Below are 16,891 nucleotides of genomic sequence, written 5' to 3'. Positions count from 1 at the left end.
GACCAGTTTTACCGCTTCTTCCCGAAGCTCCGGTGTGTAGGTTTTTGAGCGTTTCATAAGTTCTCCAGTTGGTGAAGTTTACCAAACTAGAGTGTCCGAAAAAGTCAGGGTACCTCATCGCCAACATCCAAGAATATAATCATGTGCGCAACCCAAGTTGGCGCAACTCAAATTTCAAGGCGGCCTGCTGGCCTGACATCAAAACATTCTCTCCTTCGCGCCAATCGCCACAATACACATCGTCAGCATTTACACCAGCGGCGTGTAGCTCATGAACCAGGTCAAGCAAATCGGAGCGCTCGATCCAACGCCCATCTTCCATCTTGGCGGCGAAACCGGCATCAGTCAGGCGAACATATGTTTTCATTATTTTTCCTTTGATCATTGGTACGGGGCAACGATTTCCCATCGCCTTGGTCGCGTCGGTATCAGTGCCGACAGCTAGGTATTAGCGACTTTTCACGGTAAATTCTCGTTGATAAAACCGGTCAATGCCTTCAAAGTTTCCTGACGGACGAAGCCCAAAATATGTACGCATAAACACTCAGAAGTCGAGTGCGCGTCGTGATTGAGCCGAGTTGCCATCCTCATTTAATTGAGCCTTTACCCCGTCCAACCATCCCATGATAATCCCAGAATCGCAACAACATACGGCAATGAAACGTTCGTTCATCAACCTGTTGCAGCTGTTGCAAATAGCAATACAATTTACCCTAGTCCTCTAAAACCTTTGCAGATACCACGAGCACTAGATCGGTCTGAGTCTTGCTGTCCGATCCAGCGGACCATGATGCAGGCAGGAAACTCAACCCAGATTTCGATTCCGACGCCTGGGTATCCTGCAATCCGCCCAACAGCATTACGTCACCGTCTTTGAGACCTACGGTGGTGGTCAACTGGCGCAGGATGAGTGTCGGCGACCCGACAAGCCCGCTACTATTTGCTTTAAAGCTACTGATCTGCGCGTCCACGTCCAGGCTAATTTCTCCGCTCCCCAATACGCGAGGCAAGGCATCAATGATGACCCCTGACGGCGTATACACGATGTTTTGAACCCGATTGCCTGCATTGTCGTTACCACTACTGGAAACAGTGGCCGTCTTGTCACCCACCGTCAATTTAAGCTTGGTCCTGTCATAGCCAACAAGACGGCTGTTCGTAACCTGTTTGAAACGTGTATCGCTATTCAGCGCATCGATCACCAGCTCAAAGCGTGTGTTCTTCAGACTGATGACCGAACCCGAATTAGTTGTACCGAGCGAGGCTCCCAGCTTGGCCCCCAGAAAGGAAGCCGCCAATGAAATGCCACGGCCAGAGCCGCTGCTGTTAGTGACTTCAATCCACGATGCCGAGACATCGACCATCTTGGCGTGCGTGTCGAGACTACGGCACAACAAAAGCATCTTGGAAACAGCGGCTTTAGAGCCAGTAAGCACTACCAATTCGCCAGCGACGGTGGCCGCCTTAGCACCGAAACCAGCGGCGACAACTGCGCTCACAAATTCGCTGGTCCGGTGAATGGGAGCAAAGAGTTCCGATTCTTCGTCTTCTTTCCGCGTTTGAAAACCTGCGGCATCTTGCATCACGTGACCATCGATGCCCATCGGCGCGATTTGCGGGCTACTGAGGCTCATTGCCTGACTAGCCGAGTGCGCAGGTAGCTGCTGGCTTGCAATGACATCCTGAGGGCCGCTCTCACGATTCAGCGACAAGTAGTAGATACCGCCCTTGAGCGTTGTCGCAATTCCTTCGCGAAGCAGCAGGTCTTCAACGAAGCGTGGCAGCTCGGCGAGGTCGATGTTCTTTACTTTGATCGTAATTCTTTTGTCGATTCCGATAACGTCGGGTGATACCACGAAGTCCCGATGCATGATCGCCTTAAACATAGCTTCGCCGAACGCCATCAGCGGCGTGGCATCGAAGCTCAATGAAACCGGAGCCGAAGCAGGTGCGGCAAACGCCAAGACCGGGGCGAGGATCAGGGCAGACAGGAAGCGTCTCATTGCGCACCTCCTCTGACCCACAGACCTGTCTCGATTTCGGCTTCCCAACCGCTGGCACCAGACTTGAAGCGCAGCGGCGATACAACACGGCCATCGGAAAGAACCACGCTCACCGAACCGGAATTAGTGAGAAACCCCTTGCCGGTAACGGTCTCGGAAAATTTGACAGGCTTGGCAGCATCGGCCACGGTGGCAGAGGGGGTGAAAAACATCGATCCAAGTACATGGGAGCCTACGCCCCCGAGTACGAGGCCAAGTATTAGAGCGATTGCGAGAAACTTTTTCATGTGCTTGTGCGGTGGTTTGGGAGGAATCGGGCGGACTGCGAGAAGTTCGTAGTCCTGGGGAATACGTACAGGGCCAACGAAGCCAGGACGGATGCCGGTACGTGACTGCAAGTGCCAGCTAGGCAGCAAGCAATGGATAGCATGCGGGTAGCTGTCCGAGAACACTTGTGTGGTGTTATAGGCCCGATTCAGGTCATCACCCCGGAAGTGCCATCGGTCGGCTACGACGCCATCCGGAGAGCAACCGAGGCGCATCACGCCGATATGCATGCGGGGCAGTGAACCGTCGCTGAAGCCAGCCGTGATCAGCTTGAAGGCGGCCGAAACAAACGGCACTTTCATCCGGTCGAGGCGGCTCATACGCACCACGTACTCGAACAGGCTGTCGCGCAACTGCTTGTCAATCTGGCTGATGTTCTGGCAGATGAAGTACACATCCCATCCGTACTTACGTGCATGGATCGCCCATTCCAGCAGCTCCTTACGTCCGCCAGCTTGGAAGTCCCGGGTATTCAACCAGGACGCGCATTCGTCGAGGAACAGCGCCCCGTTGTGAGACTCATCGAAACCGGGGAGAAGCTGCGGCGCGGGCGGCGTGTACTCGAACCCCTTGGCGGTGTATTTGAGCACAGGCTCGAAGTCGATGAAACGGTTGCCTGAGCCGATGGCGTACAAGTCCGCCGACGTGGGTTTGTCCGGAACGCGAATAACGGTCTGCCTCGACTGCCCCGGCATCATATGTTCCAGGAACACGTCACAATTTGTCGCAACGCGTTTGCCAGCGCGCAAGTAGTCGCGCAACAACTTCATCGCGCCCTTGCCCTTGCCGCTTCCGAGCTTGCCGGTGATAGCGTAAACGGCCATGTCAGATCAGCTTGTCGAGGATGGTCTTCTTGTACGTGTATAGGGCACATGCTGCCCACACGCTGCAATACACGCTGGCGAGCGTGTACGTGACCGGGTTGAATGCAAGCGACAAGCCCACAGCGAAGTTAGGGTGAGACTGGCTAATGCCTTGAATGACGGGACCGCAAACAACGTTTGCGCAGACCTGGCCAGCGGCCCATAATGCTGCAACCATTGCCGTTAGCGTGGTGACGGCCCAAACGCGCATCCCGACTTTGGCGGTATTCTCGAAGCCGAGATAACCAATAAGAGTTGCCCACATGATGATGCTCCTAGTTGACGGCCAGTGCGGCCCGAATTTGCTGGACACAGCCCAGCAGACAGAAGAAAGCCAGGACGCCATTAATGAACGTCTGAAAAGTGGCAAGTGGGGAGCAAATGTCCATCATCACCGCACCACTACCATTGGGGCCATCGATCATGGGATTGACGCAGGCCGCAGTCGGAATTTTTGGTACAAACGACCAAGTGAAACGGTTCGATGCGACATTAACCTGCGACTGAGAATAAGTATTCCAAGAGCCGATATTATCCGTGTTCGATTTCGTGTAATCGGTTGTGGCTTGATCGGCAGGTGCGGTGACTTGGCAACGAGGCTGCGAAGAGCCGCCACATGCCGAGCTAGTGGTCTGCGCATTGGCCGAAGCTGTCATTGCAAGGCCTATGACGGATAAACCCAGCATTAGGAAATGGAATCGCCTCATGATCAGTCTCGAATGGCAGATTGAATTTGGTTAACACAGCCGTAAACACACAGCACACCAAGCACAGCGTTGATAAAGAACGAGAGCCGCTCGAACCAGACGCAAATATCCATGCTGACGGTAACGTTACCTATGGGGCTCTTGAGCGATGGATTCTTACAGACAGCCGTGGGAATTGATGGAATGAAAGACCAGTTGAACTGACTTGTGCTAATAGCGTCGAGCTTGCCCTTCATGCCCGTGTCCGCAGTACGGTTGGCGGCGTTGGTGTCACTGGACTTAATATTAGTGGCATCGTCACGCGCGAACTCAACGCTGCACGCGCTTTGACCTGGACCGCCACAACCCAAGCCGTTGTCAGGTTTCTCGGGAGGCGTAATGTTGACGTGAACGATGACATAGCCCCCGGTCCCAGGGTCGTATACTCCAGTGTCTAGGCCAGTCTTACTACCGTCCTGCTTTGTAATCCCAATATCGAAACCATTACCAACGTTTGCTCCGACCTCAACCGACTTGGAACCGTCAGCAGATGAGAGCGTCAGCTTGGACGTATCGTCAATGCCATCACAGGCTGGATTAGCCCGATCAGTCATAAATAGCTTTGTAGCCGGATCAAATAACACTTCACAAGTGGTATCAATCGGCTTTTTTACCTTGCTAATGTCGGTCAAACTGCACTGATAATTACCACTACGATCCTGACCACTATCAACATAGCCAGGATCACACGCCAAAGTCACATCGGTCGACCGATCGAACAAGTAGGCGACACTGACATAACGATGGACATTACCGGTGCAGCACTCGATCACAGCCCGGCTGATAGACTTGCCACCGTTAAACTGCTGAAGATAATCCTCTGTTGCACGTATCGGACCGACACAATCCGGATAATCCTGATCCTTCTTAGTCACACACGTGGTTTGCAATGCAATGAACGGAATGGCTAGCGGCGATGCCGGTAATTTTTGGGGAACGACCAAAATCCCCGTCACAAGACCGCCAGCGGAATATGAGCCGTTGTATTGAGCACGCTGCACTTCAGCATCCGTACCTGCGACACCGATATTCGCCTGCTTAAGCACTCCGATATCAGAAGGTCCAACTGGAACACCAGGAACTTCCTGGGCACTAGCTGGAGGCCCTTTGCCAGAAGCAGCGATGACGGGCTTAGGAGTCACATCGCGCTTGGCACTACCGGCGGCAGGATCATTGAACTTTTTCGGGTCAGGATTCTGCCGCTTGGTATCAGGTTTGAGACTTACCGTAATCGCCGGTTTCGGCTGCTGGGTTGAAGCAATAGGCGTCTTGCTTGTGCAAGGTGCGCTCAAGGCGAACTTATTGCAGTCCCACCAAAGAATCGCACTGATGATGCCGGTCTGGCCCGCAATCAAGTCACCGATCAGGATAGAACCGCCAGTCAGCTCAAGCAGCCAAGCCGCGATGATGGGGACGATAGCCTGCGAGCGCATAGGAACGGCCACAAGCGCGGCGGAAACAAGAGTGACAGCGATGATTTTCTTGATAGGTGTCATGGTGTGAGGCGCATAAAAAACGGCCAGAATCGCTAAACGCTGGCCGAAGGTAGAATCCCAGAATAGGATTAGCCAGCTTTACCGAAAGCCTTCTTCATCATCTTGATACCCCAGAAGCCACCAGCGACCGTCACGGCGACAGCAAAAGCGGCGGTGATATACGTCTGCCCAACCGCGGACAACGCAGTAATGGCCTCGACGCCTGGGTCGCCAGCTGCGAAGGCTGCACCGGTAGCGACCATTGTGGAAGCGGCGACCAGCGCGTGTTTAGTGATTACTTTCATGTGTGGCTCTCTAAAAATGCCGTTAATAAAACCCCGGTTTGGCGATGCCGGTGAGTACTACAAAAAATCTACTGTGGTGAAGCAATGGTTCAATCAAGAGCCTCAATAGCTTGACGTGCAATACGTCGAATCGCACCACCCGCGTACCCCAAGCCGAACGCGGTAAGGCAGTAACTTACAACTTGGTAAATGGTCATTTGTGGTCCACGATCCGATGAATGACGTACTTGACAAGATAGACGGCGGCGACAAATAGTCCTGTCAGGAATAGGATCGACCCGAGCGACTTGAACAGGCCGGTCATCGTTGGCCTCCCGCAATCCAACCGAGAGCGAACAAGACAACAACTCCAATTGAAATCACAACTTCAGATGAAACAGCATCCATGTCGTCCTCGCCTAGCAACCATTATTCTTCGATGAGATCGAGCGTATGCTCAACCGGCACTACCTTCACAACCTCACCGGTTTGCTTATCCTTCGTTTCATACGGCTTGCGCTGGAAACCGCCCAACACACAGGGGGCTGAGATTTCCTCGCCCTTATCGCCCAGACGAGCTTTGCTACGAATCTCAACCATCTGCGGCCGCGAATAGACATCGGCCGCAGGGGTGATCACCTGTGTGTAGCGTTTTCCTTCATAGGTTTTTGAACCCTCGATACGACCGCTCACCATCACCTGCATTGCCTTGATGGCCTGATAGTTCTTCTTGTCGTCCACCTTCATCATTACGTTCGCTTCCGCCATTTTTATTCCCCTAAACTTTCTGCATAATTTCCGGCTTGCGTGGTACTTCTCACGATTGCGCGCCGGTACAAAACACAATCGCTTGCTAAACCTTTGAAGCTATTTTTAATGCACTGATGGCGTGCGCAAGCTTGTGACGGGTACCTCATGGCGGTCCCTATATTTTTCGCGTAGGTATTCCAAATGCACGCTCGGGGCACCTGGGGCACGTTTCCGATGCCGCAGGTAGACTGCGATGTGGTCCACCTCTGCACATCGAACGTGATTACGATCAGAAATTCGTCCAGCATCGAAGGGCGAAGAGACAATTTTATTTTCTGGCTGATCCGCTGACTTCGCTTCTGCTGACTGCGTATACTTATTTACACTAGTCCAAGTAGAGGCAGAAGCGGCCGCGATTCGAGTCCAGGGCGGAGATGGGCACGCCCCGACGCTATGACCGGCAAAGGAAGACCCGGCGCTCTCGCCGGGCCCCGTGATCGTCCATTGGTAACGCACGGACTCATAAACGACTTGTGGCTGGCGCGCCAGGTACACGCCTACAGGCTTTTCCACTTCCTCAGTCTCATACCGGCCAGCGACCATCACCTCTCTCGAAGCCAGCCGTATCTCTGTGTCGCGGCCACATTGAGGTCCACCCATAGCCCAAATGAATCGCGCGAAATCCGCCCGCTGTACAACTGCCGGATCATCCGATTCAACCTTTTGTGTCGCTTGGTACGCGTCACGAATTAGGTCATCCGCGTGCAGCAAAGCACCTTCATCTAAACGGCTTAGCTCGCGCCATACCGAGATTTGCGGCCCGCCAATTGGTTGGAACTGACGAATATCCCAAACTTGCGCCCAATACGTCACACGCTGGGACGCCGTCAATTCAACATCACCGAATCTGTCCACAGTAATGACGTAAGTCTCCCCACTTTCGAAAGTCTTATGATCACCTACGCCCGTCCCATCGATATTCTTGCTTACGTACTTGGCGATGTAACCCGCTGCGGTCCCCTTCCCTGCCTCGATCTTGACCAATTTGACTCGGTTTTTCTGGGCACCATCCTCGTCTCCATCCACTTGCAGCGCGTACTTACGGATTACACGCTCCATGATCTCAACCTCGTGCGGAGCTAAGAAAAGCAGCATGTGCCAGTGCGGACAGCCGTCTGTATGAGGCTCTGCAATACGGAAACCATAGGGCCTAATGCCACGACGATGGAGTGCTGAACGAATCAAGGCCCACACGCCAACTAGATACTTTTGCGCGTCGGATGGCGTAAAGTCTTTGTAACCATCGTTCGTACCACCTACGCTATGGAATTTACTGGGACAAGTAATCGTCCAGAACATACCGACATGACCCAGCACGCTCGCCACCTCTTCAAATCCTCGAATACGTAGCATCAATTCACCACGACGAATCGCCTTATTCGCAGTCCCCAACGTAGCCAGCTTGGCTAAGCTGTACACATCACCGTACTCATTAGTAGCGATACATAATTCCAACAATTTTTGGTTCTCATTGTTTTGCGCCGCCTGCGCTATCGCTATTTCACGGCTGATGTAAGGATCAGCACGCAAGTGTGTCAGGCCAAGCTGTATCGACGTGTGTTCAAACCGGCGCACAAGTTCCTTGCGCAACCTCCGTCGCCACCACCCCTTATCAACAGCACGCGCGATATACCCGCCCAGGGTTCTGGCCACGGGTTCTGAAACGCCTCGGCGCGCGCACACGTCGGCAATACCTGCCTGAATAGCGTCAGCGGTCTGGACGCGATCACAAACTAAATAGCACTCCCGTGCCGCTTGTTCCGCAGCCACCGAAATAGCGATAGGCCCTGTCATAACACCGTATTGATCTACCAGCGGTAGACGAAAATCGTCAGCCAATAAGGCATCAATTACGCGCTGTCGGCGCATGTTCAATCCACCAAACAAACGATGCACGGCATTTGCCATACGTAACGGTATCCCCATGTTCTGCATCAGTGCACCTTGCTGGCAGGATTGTTCATAGGCGTGTCACACATGCATTTCTGTATCACGATCAGTTCACACAACAACCTTTGAAGTGCATTCCAAACGATATCTCGCTCTCGCGTATCAAAAGACATAAGGCTGCTAGTGGCGCGCTCCACAGGAAAATTTGCAGCCATAACGGCGACAGTACGGGCTGAGATTGACGCGCGCATCCAAAAAATTCCACGGACAGCTTCTGCATCAACGGCACGAATAGCCGGGTTGAAACCAGTCATTTGCATGGACCTCTTCATGCCGCAAGTTCCCTTGAAATCAAAGTACTCTGACAAACAGGTCCGCCCATGGCGGACACACGGCAAAATTCGCCCGCACCCGCTACCGCGTGCACGTTCGAGCTTTGCCGTGTAGCTGTACTAGGAGCGTTAACAACCATGAAAATAGGCGGGGCTGAACTGCGACGAGACTCAACAATTTGTCCTATATTTTCCCGAATCGGACAGCCAAACTCAGTTCCAGGCGCAGGTGCAGCGAGAGCGGCTTCAGCAGCGACAAGGTCCGCAGTTTGGACACGTGCGCCATGAGGATAAATAACCTCAACACGCAAAACACTTTCCAAAATCTTCGCAATACGTACTGCATCAGGACAAATATCCTTAACGTGCAAAACACTTTCGCAAAGCTTCGAAAGGGATTCCTTTTTCATCTGCTGAGCGGTCAATACGCAAAGCAAGAAATCGTCGAAAGCAGCTTGCGAAAGCATGGTTGCACCACTGAAAATCCGATATGTAAATACTGGACGCGCGCAAGGAAAGTGACGGCCGCTAGATGTTATTTTTACAATGGAAATTTGATTCATGAACGACGATTCCCGGCTATCCACGCATCAAGTTCGCTCTGGACAAAACCCAGCTTGCGCTTACCCAAACAAACTGGACGTGGAAAATTTGAATCGTCGTCACGCAGCCAACGCCACAACGTCACTCGACTTATGCCGAGAATCTCTAGAACATCTGAATATGAACGTATGCGCATGCCACCCTCCGAAAGGTACTGAATCCGAACGGGATGGTGGCAGCGATAAAGAAATAAAACACGGACAAAAAAAGACCTCCGAAGAGGCGATTAAAAATCCGTATAGAATGTATTTGTCAAAATTTCATCTACGATAGGTAGGAAGATGAACTGGTGCTCTATGGCTACTTCGGCTACTGGCCATGAGGTTCGATTCGAGCACCCCGAGTATCGGCATTGGTCGATAGAATTTTCCCAAGAAGTCAACCAAACTGCTAAATATTTTGAAAATAGATGCTGATTTAGAACAATAATGCAGTTTTTTGAAGGGTATTATTAAATGAATGAAATACCAGTATGGCTCAACGCTACGGTGTCTATTGGAGGACTCCTCGGCACGCTCGTTACTGCAATCGCTACCTTTTTTCTTTGGAGGGTTACGCAAGTGCTAGCACGTGAGACAACACGTATGGTGGAAGCAAGTTCTCAGCCTCATGTAGTCGCGACTCTCGACCCTAATCGTTGGTCGATGAGGCATTTTGACTTAAATGTGAACAACACCGGCAACGGCACCGCCTATGACATTTCCATCGATTTTGATCCCCCCTTGGAAAATGGTGAAGCAAGAGCAGCAAAGGAAATCCCTCTTAAGCGAATAAGTGTTCTTAAACCAGGCCAAAGCATGAGTAGCTATCTCTCTGCGTTCGGTCCATTGGAGGGGAAGAGGTATACAGTCAGTATTAGCTGGCGCAGAAACGCAAAGAGTTCCGTCCGCGAAGAGAACATTTACACACTCTCTATGGAAGATATAGAGGGTATATCGAAACTAGGAAACGACCCGTTGGTCCAGATCGCCGAATACATAAAAAAAATGCAAGAAGATATAAAACAGGTTAGCCGAGGAAGCGCTCGCATCCAGGTAGATGCGTTTCTTACGAGTGATAGACTCCATGAAAAAAGAGTGTCGGCACGTGCTTCTCGCGCTCGACGTCAAAGACATCGTCAAGCGGTCGCGGAAGCGCCAAGCAAAGTAGCGTCACAGGACGAAACTTAAAACAAAGTAAAAAATGTGAACAACTGCGAATGGGAAGCCGGAAGTAGGCTGCTTTCGCTGCTGAGTCAATGTTCACTTTTTTTGGGGCGGATGGAAACTGGCACTCGCCTCACGCCAGCTATCAAGTCAAGTAGCTAGCGCATGTGAAAAATTAAATCAAGTTTTAGTACCTGGACCGAAACGAGGCATCGCCAATCATCGCCATATCACTATCAAGCACCATGTTCAGAAAATCGACACGATAGAAGTCACAAAATTCGTCGTCATAGATCATTCGTCCGTGATCTGCACATACCGGGTCGGTCGCGTAAGAGAATCCCTTTCGCACTACGTTTAGCGCCGAAAGTGCTTTCGAACTTGAAACAGGTTTAGGCAGGCCAGCAATTTGAAATACGGTTGCCAGGCACCTAACAGGATCCGACAATACAACCCCCGTATTTCGAATACTGCCCGAGTTTGAAACTCGAATGAGCGACCAACTATGTTGATGACATAAAACAACAAATTCCTGCGCTACCTGCTGCTCAAGAGTTCCGCTTGGACGCCCTCGCTTATTTTTCCCGGCAAGTGATGCTGCGGCAACTTCGACCGAGTGGATGTCCTCATCAAAGTGCCAACCCGTTCGCGGCTCATATCCAACTCTATGCAGGTCCTCTAACCGTGATAGCTCCTCTTTGTCTGCACCATCGGCATGATGGAACAAATCAACTTGAGCTTTCCCCAATCGTTTTCTCGATCGGGAATCCAGCCGACCCAGCGCCATTTTCAACACCTGAGCCGCTAAGACAATTTTCGAAAACTGGGCTTGAAATTCCTCCTCCTCTTCACGACGCATAAGCCACGTACGGTAAGCATTTGCAAGCGTCAGGAGCTGGGCTTTGAAATCATCGAGTCGAACAATTTTGCTCTCACCCAAATGCTCACGCCTCACTTGAATTTCGTCAATCAATGCCAGTAGTTCACTTTTTTGACAACGCTCCTCCTTGGTTGTAGGAAAAATCCCCTCAAACTCCAAAGAAATCCCTGGCTCAATCATGATTTTTCCATGTATCGAGAAAATTAGCCCAGTCTTGCATCATCACTCGCCGCTCCTCAAAATAAATTGCGTGGTTGTAAGTTCGACGGACACTATTGGGTTCTGCATGTGCAAGCTGCGTCTCGATCACATCATGACGATAGCCCATTTCATTTAGCAATGTAGAGCCTGTTGTCCGCGTACCATGAGGACTATATTTAGTAGCCCAACCTAATTTTTTCAGTGCCTGGCGCAATGCTGCATCGGCCATGGAACGCGTCCGATCATCCCGGTTTGGAAACACAAATTTAGTATGTCCGGTGATAGGCCTCATGGCGTCTAATAAAGTGACAGCTTGTGATGGTAATGGAATGACATGTTCGCGACGGGCCTTCATTCGCCTCGCGGGAATCTTCCAGATGGCCTTTTCGGTATCGAATTCCGACCATTCCGCTTGAACAGACTCGTTAGGACGCGTCAGTGTCAACCACATCAATCGGAATGCACTGATGGTCTGAAAGTTACCCCCATGACCATCAAAATCAACAAGCAGCTTGCTGACTTCCTCAATGGATAGTGCCCGCTTATGCTGAGTTTTGTTGGGCGGCAAAGCGTTCCGTACAGGCCATACGGGGTCCGTATCAGCTCGCAGTGTGGCCACTGCAAGCTCAAATATCGACGACATCGTACGCTTAGCTTCGGCAGCGACAGTCGGAGCACCGCGCTTAACAGTCTTGTTGAGAATTTCTAGCACGTGAGCGGATGTAATTTTACGAACTGGCAGCTTACCGATTGATGGGAAAACTACCCGCTGAAGCATATTTAGCCGCCTTGACTTAGTAACATCTTCCCAGTCTCTCAGGCCTAGCCACTCCTTTGCAACCGATTCAAAAGTATTCGCAGAATCCGCCTCCCGCTTAACCTTTTCAAGCTGCCGGTTTTGAACAGGGCTGATACCTTGCTTAACCAGCTTACGTGCATCCTCACACTTTTCGCGCGCGTCTGCGAGACCTACGCTAGGGTAGTCCCCCAAGGCGAAGAGCGATTCCTTTTTGTTTAGCTTAAAACGAAAGCGCCAGGCCTTAACACCGGATGGCTTAACCTCAAGGTAGAGACCCTTGAAGTCATTTAGGCGATAGAGCTTTTCCTGCGCTTTAGCGCTGCGGCAACGAGCATCGGTCAACATCTTTGGTCCGGGTAAATGAGGATAATCACATTGTACCCACCTCAGATGACGCAGCCAAGCACTTATACCCACCTACATACCCATGATTTTCTTGAATACTCACGAAATATGGTGAAACACTTAGAAACGAAAAAGCCGCGAATTTCGCGGCTCTCATAGGAGAATATGGTGATGTTCTCGACATTTTGAAGCAATATTAAATGTCGTGAAACAACACTAGCAACTTAGACGTTAAACAGGAAGTTCAGCACGTCGCCATCCTTGACGACGTATTCCTTGCCTTCGGCGCGCATCTTGCCCGCTTCCTTGGCGCCCGCTTCGCCCTTGTAGGCGATGAAGTCGTCATAGGCGATGGTTTGCGCGCGGATGAAGCCGCGTTCGAAGTCGGTGTGGATCACGCCGGCCGCTTGCGGTGCCGTGGCGCCCACAGGAACGGTCCAGGCGCGCACTTCCTTCACGCCTGCCGTGAAGTAGGTTTGCAGGCCCAGCAGCTTGTAGGCGCCGCGGATCAGGCGGTCCAGGCCTGGCTCTTCCATGCCCATGTCGGCCAGGAAAGCGCCCTTGTCGGCATCGTCCAGGTCGGCGATTTCCGCTTCCAGCGCGGCGCAGATGGCGACGATGGGGGCGTTTTGCGATTGCGCATACGCCGTCAGCTGGTCCAGCAGCGGGTTGTCGGTAAAGCCCGAGTCGGACACGTTGGCCACAAACATGGCGGGCTTGGCCGTGATCAGGCACAGCGGCTTGATCAGTTCCATTTCATCGGCATCGAGGCCCATGGCGCGCACCGGTTTGGCGTCGTTCAGGTAAGGCATCATGCGTTCCATGATGGCCAGCAGCTTGGCGGCATCCTTGTCGCCCGAACGGGCTTTCTTGTTTTCGCGGTGGATGGCTTTTTCCACAGTGCCCATGTCGGCCAGTGCCAATTCGGTCTGGATGACTTCGATATCGTCGAGCGGATTGATCTTGCCGGCCACGTGGATGACGTTGTCATCTTCGAAGCAGCGCACGACGTTGACGATGGCGTCCGTTTCGCGGATGTGCGACAGGAACTGGTTGCCCAGGCCCTCGCCCTTCGATGCGCCAGCCACCAGGCCGGCGATGTCGACGAATTCCACAATGGCGTTGACCATGCGTTCCGGCTTGACGATGGTGGCCAGCGCATCCATGCGCGGATCCGGCACTTCGACGACGCCGACGTTCGGCTCGATGGTGCAGAACGGATAGTTTTCAGCCGGGATGCCGGCTTTCGTCAGTGCATTGAACAGGGTGGACTTGCCGACGTTCGGCAAGCCGACGATACCGCATTGGAGACTCATGGAAAACCTTTAATAATCAAAGCACATGGCGCCGTCTATCGGCGTGCTTGCCGTGCTGTTAGGGAAAACGGGGCGATGGTTCGCCCTTTTCCGGGGATAGTGCGTGTGCTGCATTTCAAGGGGTCAATTGTACCCGTGTCCCGCGCGCTTCAAAAGCCCGATGATGGGCAAATGACGCCAAAACAGCCGTATCATGACGCCATCAGGCCTTACTCTCAGGCCGTATGCAGCTTCATCGTCGCCGCCTCGAACTTGCCTTCGACGATCTGCGGCATCACCTGCAAGGATTTCTCAATGGCTTGCTCGATCAGCTCCTGGTCTTCGCGGCGCGGGCGGTGCAGCACGAAGTCGGCCACTTGTTGCTGCAGGCTCAAGGTGCGCGGATGGCCGATGCCCAGGCGCAAGCGCCAGTAATCCTGCGTGCCCAGCGCGGCCGTGATGTCTTTCAAGCCATTGTGGCCACCTGCCGAGCCGCCCTTTTTCAGGCGCGCGATACCGGGCATCAGATCGAGTTCGTCGTGCACGACGAGCACCTCATCGGCGGCGATCTTGAAGAAACGCGCCAGCGCGCCCACGGACTGGCCCGAGCGGTTCATGAAGGTCAGCGGTTCGAGCAGCCAGACTTCGTTGCCGCCGATGGAAGTCTTGGCCAGCATGGCGTTATAGCGCGAATCGCGCTGCAAGCGCGTGCCGGGCAAGCTGTTGGCAAGGTTGTCCACCAGCCAGAAGCCGGCATTGTGGCGGGTTTGTTCGTATTCGGGTCCCGGGTTGCCGAGGCCGACGATCAGGCGTATGGGCATGGCTGTGTCTGCAATGTAAAAGAAAGCATTATCGGTGAAAACGGGCGGAAAAAAACCCGCGCGGCGAACCTGGCGGGTTTTTCCTTGCGACTACCGCATTGCTGCGGCGGCAAAATTACTTCTTGTCGGCTTCAACAGCAGCAGCGGCTTCAGCTTCAGCAGCAACGTGGCCAGCCGGTACCGAAGCGGTAGCGATGGTCAGGTTGGCGCCGTGGGTGACAGCGGTCACGCCAGCTGGCAGGACCAGGTCGCCAACGTGCAGCGAGTGGCCGACGTCGATGTTCGACAGGTCAACGTTGATGAATTCTGGCAGTTGGCCTGGCAGGCACGAAACTTCGATTTCGTTGGCAACGTGGCTGATGGTCGCGCCGTGCAGTTTGACTGCCGGGGAAACGTCAGCGTTGATGAAGTGCAGCGCCACTTTCACGTGGATAGCTTGCTTCGAGTCAACGCGCTGGAAGTCAGCGTGCAGAACCAGTTGTTTGTATGCGTGGACTTGGAAGTCGCGCAACAGAACTTGCTGGGAAACGCCGTCGATTTCCAGATCCAGGATCGACGAGTGGAACACTTCTTTTTTCAAAGCGTGGTACAGGGCGTTGTGATCCAGCGAGATCAGCACCGGGGCTTCAGCGCCACCGTAGACGATACCAGGGGTTTGGCCGGAAATGCGCAGGCGGCGGCTCGCTCCGGAACCTTGCAATTCGCGTTTAAATGCGATAACTTTCATGTGAAACTCCAAGAAGAACAAGGCTTGCGCCTTGTGTTATGAAGACTCCCGCGACCAGGAATCCTCGAAAATGGGGTGCAAAACACCCCGAAAATTAAAACACTGCGGCGCAACAGGCAAAAAGCCGGTCGCGCCGCAGGCATTACGTCTGTTTCTATTACCGAATTAATCGATAAAGAGGGAAATAACCGAATCACCCTTGATGATGCGCTTGAACGTCTCGGCCAGCAGCGGCGCGCACGTCAATTGACGAATCTTGCCGCAGGCCAGGGCCGCTTCGGACAGAGGGATCGTGTCAGTCACGACCAGCTCATCGAGTGGCGAGGCCGAAATACGGTCGATCGCCGGGCCCGACAGCACCGCGTGCGTGCAATACGCCACGACTTTTTTCGCGCCGCGCTCTTTGAGCACTTCGGCAGCCTTGGTCAGGGTGCCTGCCGTGTCGACCATGTCATCCATAATCACGCAGTTGCGGCCTTCGACTTCACCGATGATGTTCATCACTTCGGACACGTTCGCTTTTGGACGACGCTTGTCGATGATGGCCAGGTCGCAGCCCAGGCGTTTTGCCAGGGCGCGTGCACGTACCACACCGCCGACGTCCGGCGACACCACCAGCAGATCCTGGTAGTTTTTCTTTTGCAGGTCACCCAGCAAAATTGGCGAAGCGTAAATATTGTCGACTGGAATATCGAAGAACCCTTGAATCTGGTCAGCGTGCAAGTCCATGATCAGGACGCGCTCGACACCGGCTTCTTCCAGCATGTTCGCCACCACCTTGGCCGAAATCGCCACACGCGCTGAGCGTGGACGACGGTCTTGGCGGGCGTAGCCGAAGTAAGGAATCGCGGCGGTAATGCGGCCAGCGGAAGCACGTTTCAAGGCATCAACCATCAGCATGATTTCCATCAGACTGTCGTTGGTTGGAGCACAGGTGGATTGCAAAACAAAAACATCCTTGCCGCGCACGTTTTCGTTAATCTCGACCATTACTTCGCCGTCGGAGAATTTCGAAACGTTTGCTTTACCGAGAGGGATGCCGAGGTTTTTTGCGACCCCCTCTGCCAACGCTGGATTCGCGTTGCCGGTAAAAACCATCAGGTTTTCGTAAGCCATGGGAGTCCCAAGAGGTGATAAAGAAGTCTTGAAAAGCACTAACCGGGCATAGGCCCGGTCAGTCATTGTTTAGAATATGCCGCGTGGCGACATATCTGCTTTTTCCCGCACTGGACGCCAACTTCGCATCGACAGGCTACGGTGAAATGGTGGCAGGGGAAGAAGGATTCGAACCTTCGCATGCTGGAATCAAAATCCAGTGCCTTAACCAGCTTGGCGATTCCCCTAC

At 53.0% G+C, this 16,891-nt stretch carries 20 protein-coding genes and 1 tRNA gene; 1 reads left to right on the top strand and 20 read right to left on the bottom strand.

The genetic code is table 11. From position 1 onward, the window contains the following. Positions 1 to 139 precede the first annotated feature (139 nt). The 13 genes from ACQ4WS_RS17300 to ACQ4WS_RS17240 all read right to left on the bottom strand — a co-directional run bounded on the left by ACQ4WS_RS17300 (position 140) and on the right by ACQ4WS_RS17240 (position 9,469). On the bottom strand, positions 140 to 367 hold the full coding sequence (locus ACQ4WS_RS17300; protein ID WP_436478215.1) for a hypothetical protein: 228 nt from the start codon (positions 365 to 367) through the stop codon (positions 140 to 142). A 346-nt stretch (positions 368 to 713) separates the two neighbouring features. Further along, complete coding sequence (locus ACQ4WS_RS17295) at positions 714 to 2,003, bottom strand: type II secretion system protein GspD (protein WP_436478213.1); 1,290 nt, start codon at positions 2,001 to 2,003, stop codon at positions 714 to 716. Then, positions 2,000 to 3,154: a zonular occludens toxin domain-containing protein gene (locus ACQ4WS_RS17290; RefSeq protein WP_082260921.1), complete on the bottom strand. Its 1,155-nt coding sequence runs from the start codon at positions 3,152 to 3,154 to the stop codon at positions 2,000 to 2,002. The genes ACQ4WS_RS17295 and ACQ4WS_RS17290 overlap by 4 nt, the downstream gene beginning before the upstream one ends. 1 nt (position 3,155) lies before the next feature. Beyond that, entirely contained in the window at positions 3,156 to 3,458 is a 303-nt protein-coding gene (locus ACQ4WS_RS17285) for a hypothetical protein (protein ID WP_070345888.1), read from the bottom strand. A gap of 10 nt (positions 3,459 to 3,468) precedes the next feature. After that, positions 3,469 to 3,849 carry a hypothetical protein gene (locus ACQ4WS_RS17280; protein ID WP_436478211.1) on the bottom strand — a complete coding sequence of 127 codons (381 nt, stop codon included), beginning with the start codon at positions 3,847 to 3,849 and terminating at the stop codon, positions 3,469 to 3,471. Between the two features lie 53 nt (positions 3,850 to 3,902). Next, positions 3,903 to 5,435: a hypothetical protein gene (locus ACQ4WS_RS17275; RefSeq protein ID WP_436478209.1), complete on the bottom strand. Its 1,533-nt coding sequence runs from the start codon at positions 5,433 to 5,435 to the stop codon at positions 3,903 to 3,905. 68 nt (positions 5,436 to 5,503) lie between these two features. Next, positions 5,504 to 5,719 carry a major coat protein gene (locus ACQ4WS_RS17270; RefSeq protein WP_436478207.1) on the bottom strand — a complete coding sequence of 72 codons (216 nt, stop codon included), beginning with the start codon at positions 5,717 to 5,719 and terminating at the stop codon, positions 5,504 to 5,506. A 300-nt stretch (positions 5,720 to 6,019) separates the two neighbouring features. Next, positions 6,020 to 6,106 (bottom strand): tail virion protein G7P-2, encoded by an 87-nt coding sequence (locus tag ACQ4WS_RS17265; protein ID WP_353056158.1) that lies wholly within the window; start codon positions 6,104 to 6,106, stop codon positions 6,020 to 6,022. A gap of 21 nt (positions 6,107 to 6,127) precedes the next feature. Beyond that, entirely contained in the window at positions 6,128 to 6,466 is a 339-nt protein-coding gene (locus tag ACQ4WS_RS17260; RefSeq protein ID WP_436478205.1) for a single-stranded DNA-binding protein, read from the bottom strand. 105 nt (positions 6,467 to 6,571) lie between these two features. Continuing rightward, positions 6,572 to 8,443 (bottom strand): replication endonuclease, encoded by a 1,872-nt coding sequence (locus ACQ4WS_RS17255; RefSeq protein WP_436478203.1) that lies wholly within the window; start codon positions 8,441 to 8,443, stop codon positions 6,572 to 6,574. Beyond that, the gene (locus ACQ4WS_RS17250) at positions 8,443 to 8,718 is read right to left on the bottom strand and encodes a hypothetical protein (RefSeq protein WP_436478201.1); all 276 of its coding nucleotides are present in this window, start codon (positions 8,716 to 8,718) and stop codon (positions 8,443 to 8,445) included. The genes ACQ4WS_RS17255 and ACQ4WS_RS17250 overlap by 1 nt, the downstream gene beginning before the upstream one ends. 8 nt (positions 8,719 to 8,726) lie before the next feature. Next, entirely contained in the window at positions 8,727 to 9,293 is a 567-nt protein-coding gene (locus ACQ4WS_RS17245; protein ID WP_436478199.1) for a hypothetical protein, read from the bottom strand. Then, complete coding sequence (locus ACQ4WS_RS17240; RefSeq protein WP_436478197.1) at positions 9,290 to 9,469, bottom strand: helix-turn-helix transcriptional regulator; 180 nt, start codon at positions 9,467 to 9,469, stop codon at positions 9,290 to 9,292. Before ACQ4WS_RS17240 ends, ACQ4WS_RS17245 begins: the two co-directional genes overlap by 4 nt. Positions 9,470 to 9,788: 319 nt before the next feature. On the opposite strand from ACQ4WS_RS17240, the gene ACQ4WS_RS17235 reads away from it, so the two are divergent. Beyond that, on the top strand, positions 9,789 to 10,502 hold the full coding sequence (locus tag ACQ4WS_RS17235) for a DUF8453 domain-containing protein (protein WP_436478195.1): 714 nt from the start codon (positions 9,789 to 9,791) through the stop codon (positions 10,500 to 10,502). Between the two features lie 163 nt (positions 10,503 to 10,665). On the opposite strand, the gene ACQ4WS_RS17230 is transcribed toward ACQ4WS_RS17235, so the two are convergent. The 7 genes from ACQ4WS_RS17230 to ACQ4WS_RS17200 form a co-directional block, all read right to left on the bottom strand. Beyond that, positions 10,666 to 11,538: a hypothetical protein gene (locus ACQ4WS_RS17230; protein WP_436478193.1), complete on the bottom strand. Its 873-nt coding sequence runs from the start codon at positions 11,536 to 11,538 to the stop codon at positions 10,666 to 10,668. Next, positions 11,531 to 12,703, bottom strand: coding sequence for a tyrosine-type recombinase/integrase (locus ACQ4WS_RS17225; protein ID WP_436478191.1), 1,173 nt, complete (start codon positions 12,701 to 12,703; stop codon positions 11,531 to 11,533). Before ACQ4WS_RS17225 ends, ACQ4WS_RS17230 begins: the two co-directional genes overlap by 8 nt. A gap of 224 nt (positions 12,704 to 12,927) precedes the next feature. Then, on the bottom strand, positions 12,928 to 14,019 hold the full coding sequence (gene ychF / locus ACQ4WS_RS17220; RefSeq protein ID WP_436478189.1) for a redox-regulated ATPase YchF: 1,092 nt from the start codon (positions 14,017 to 14,019) through the stop codon (positions 12,928 to 12,930). Positions 14,020 to 14,234: 215 nt separating this feature from the next. After that, a complete protein-coding gene (pth, locus tag ACQ4WS_RS17215; RefSeq protein ID WP_086145733.1) occupies positions 14,235 to 14,819 on the bottom strand; it encodes an aminoacyl-tRNA hydrolase in 585 nt (194 codons plus the stop codon). Positions 14,820 to 14,934: 115 nt separating this feature from the next. Continuing rightward, positions 14,935 to 15,546, bottom strand: coding sequence for a 50S ribosomal protein L25/general stress protein Ctc (locus ACQ4WS_RS17210; protein ID WP_436478186.1), 612 nt, complete (start codon positions 15,544 to 15,546; stop codon positions 14,935 to 14,937). Between the two features lie 165 nt (positions 15,547 to 15,711). Then, the gene (locus ACQ4WS_RS17205; RefSeq protein ID WP_034753270.1) at positions 15,712 to 16,662 is read right to left on the bottom strand and encodes a ribose-phosphate pyrophosphokinase; all 951 of its coding nucleotides are present in this window, start codon (positions 16,660 to 16,662) and stop codon (positions 15,712 to 15,714) included. A gap of 150 nt (positions 16,663 to 16,812) precedes the next feature. Next, positions 16,813 to 16,889, bottom strand: a tRNA-Gln gene (locus ACQ4WS_RS17200). Between the last annotated feature and the right edge of the window lie 2 nt (positions 16,890 to 16,891).

This window comes from Janthinobacterium leeuwenhoeki (assembly GCF_051380795.1).
In the GTDB taxonomy this organism is placed as follows: Bacteria; Pseudomonadota; Gammaproteobacteria; order Burkholderiales; family Burkholderiaceae_D; genus Janthinobacterium.
This window is presented reverse-complemented; position numbering and strand designations above follow the sequence as displayed.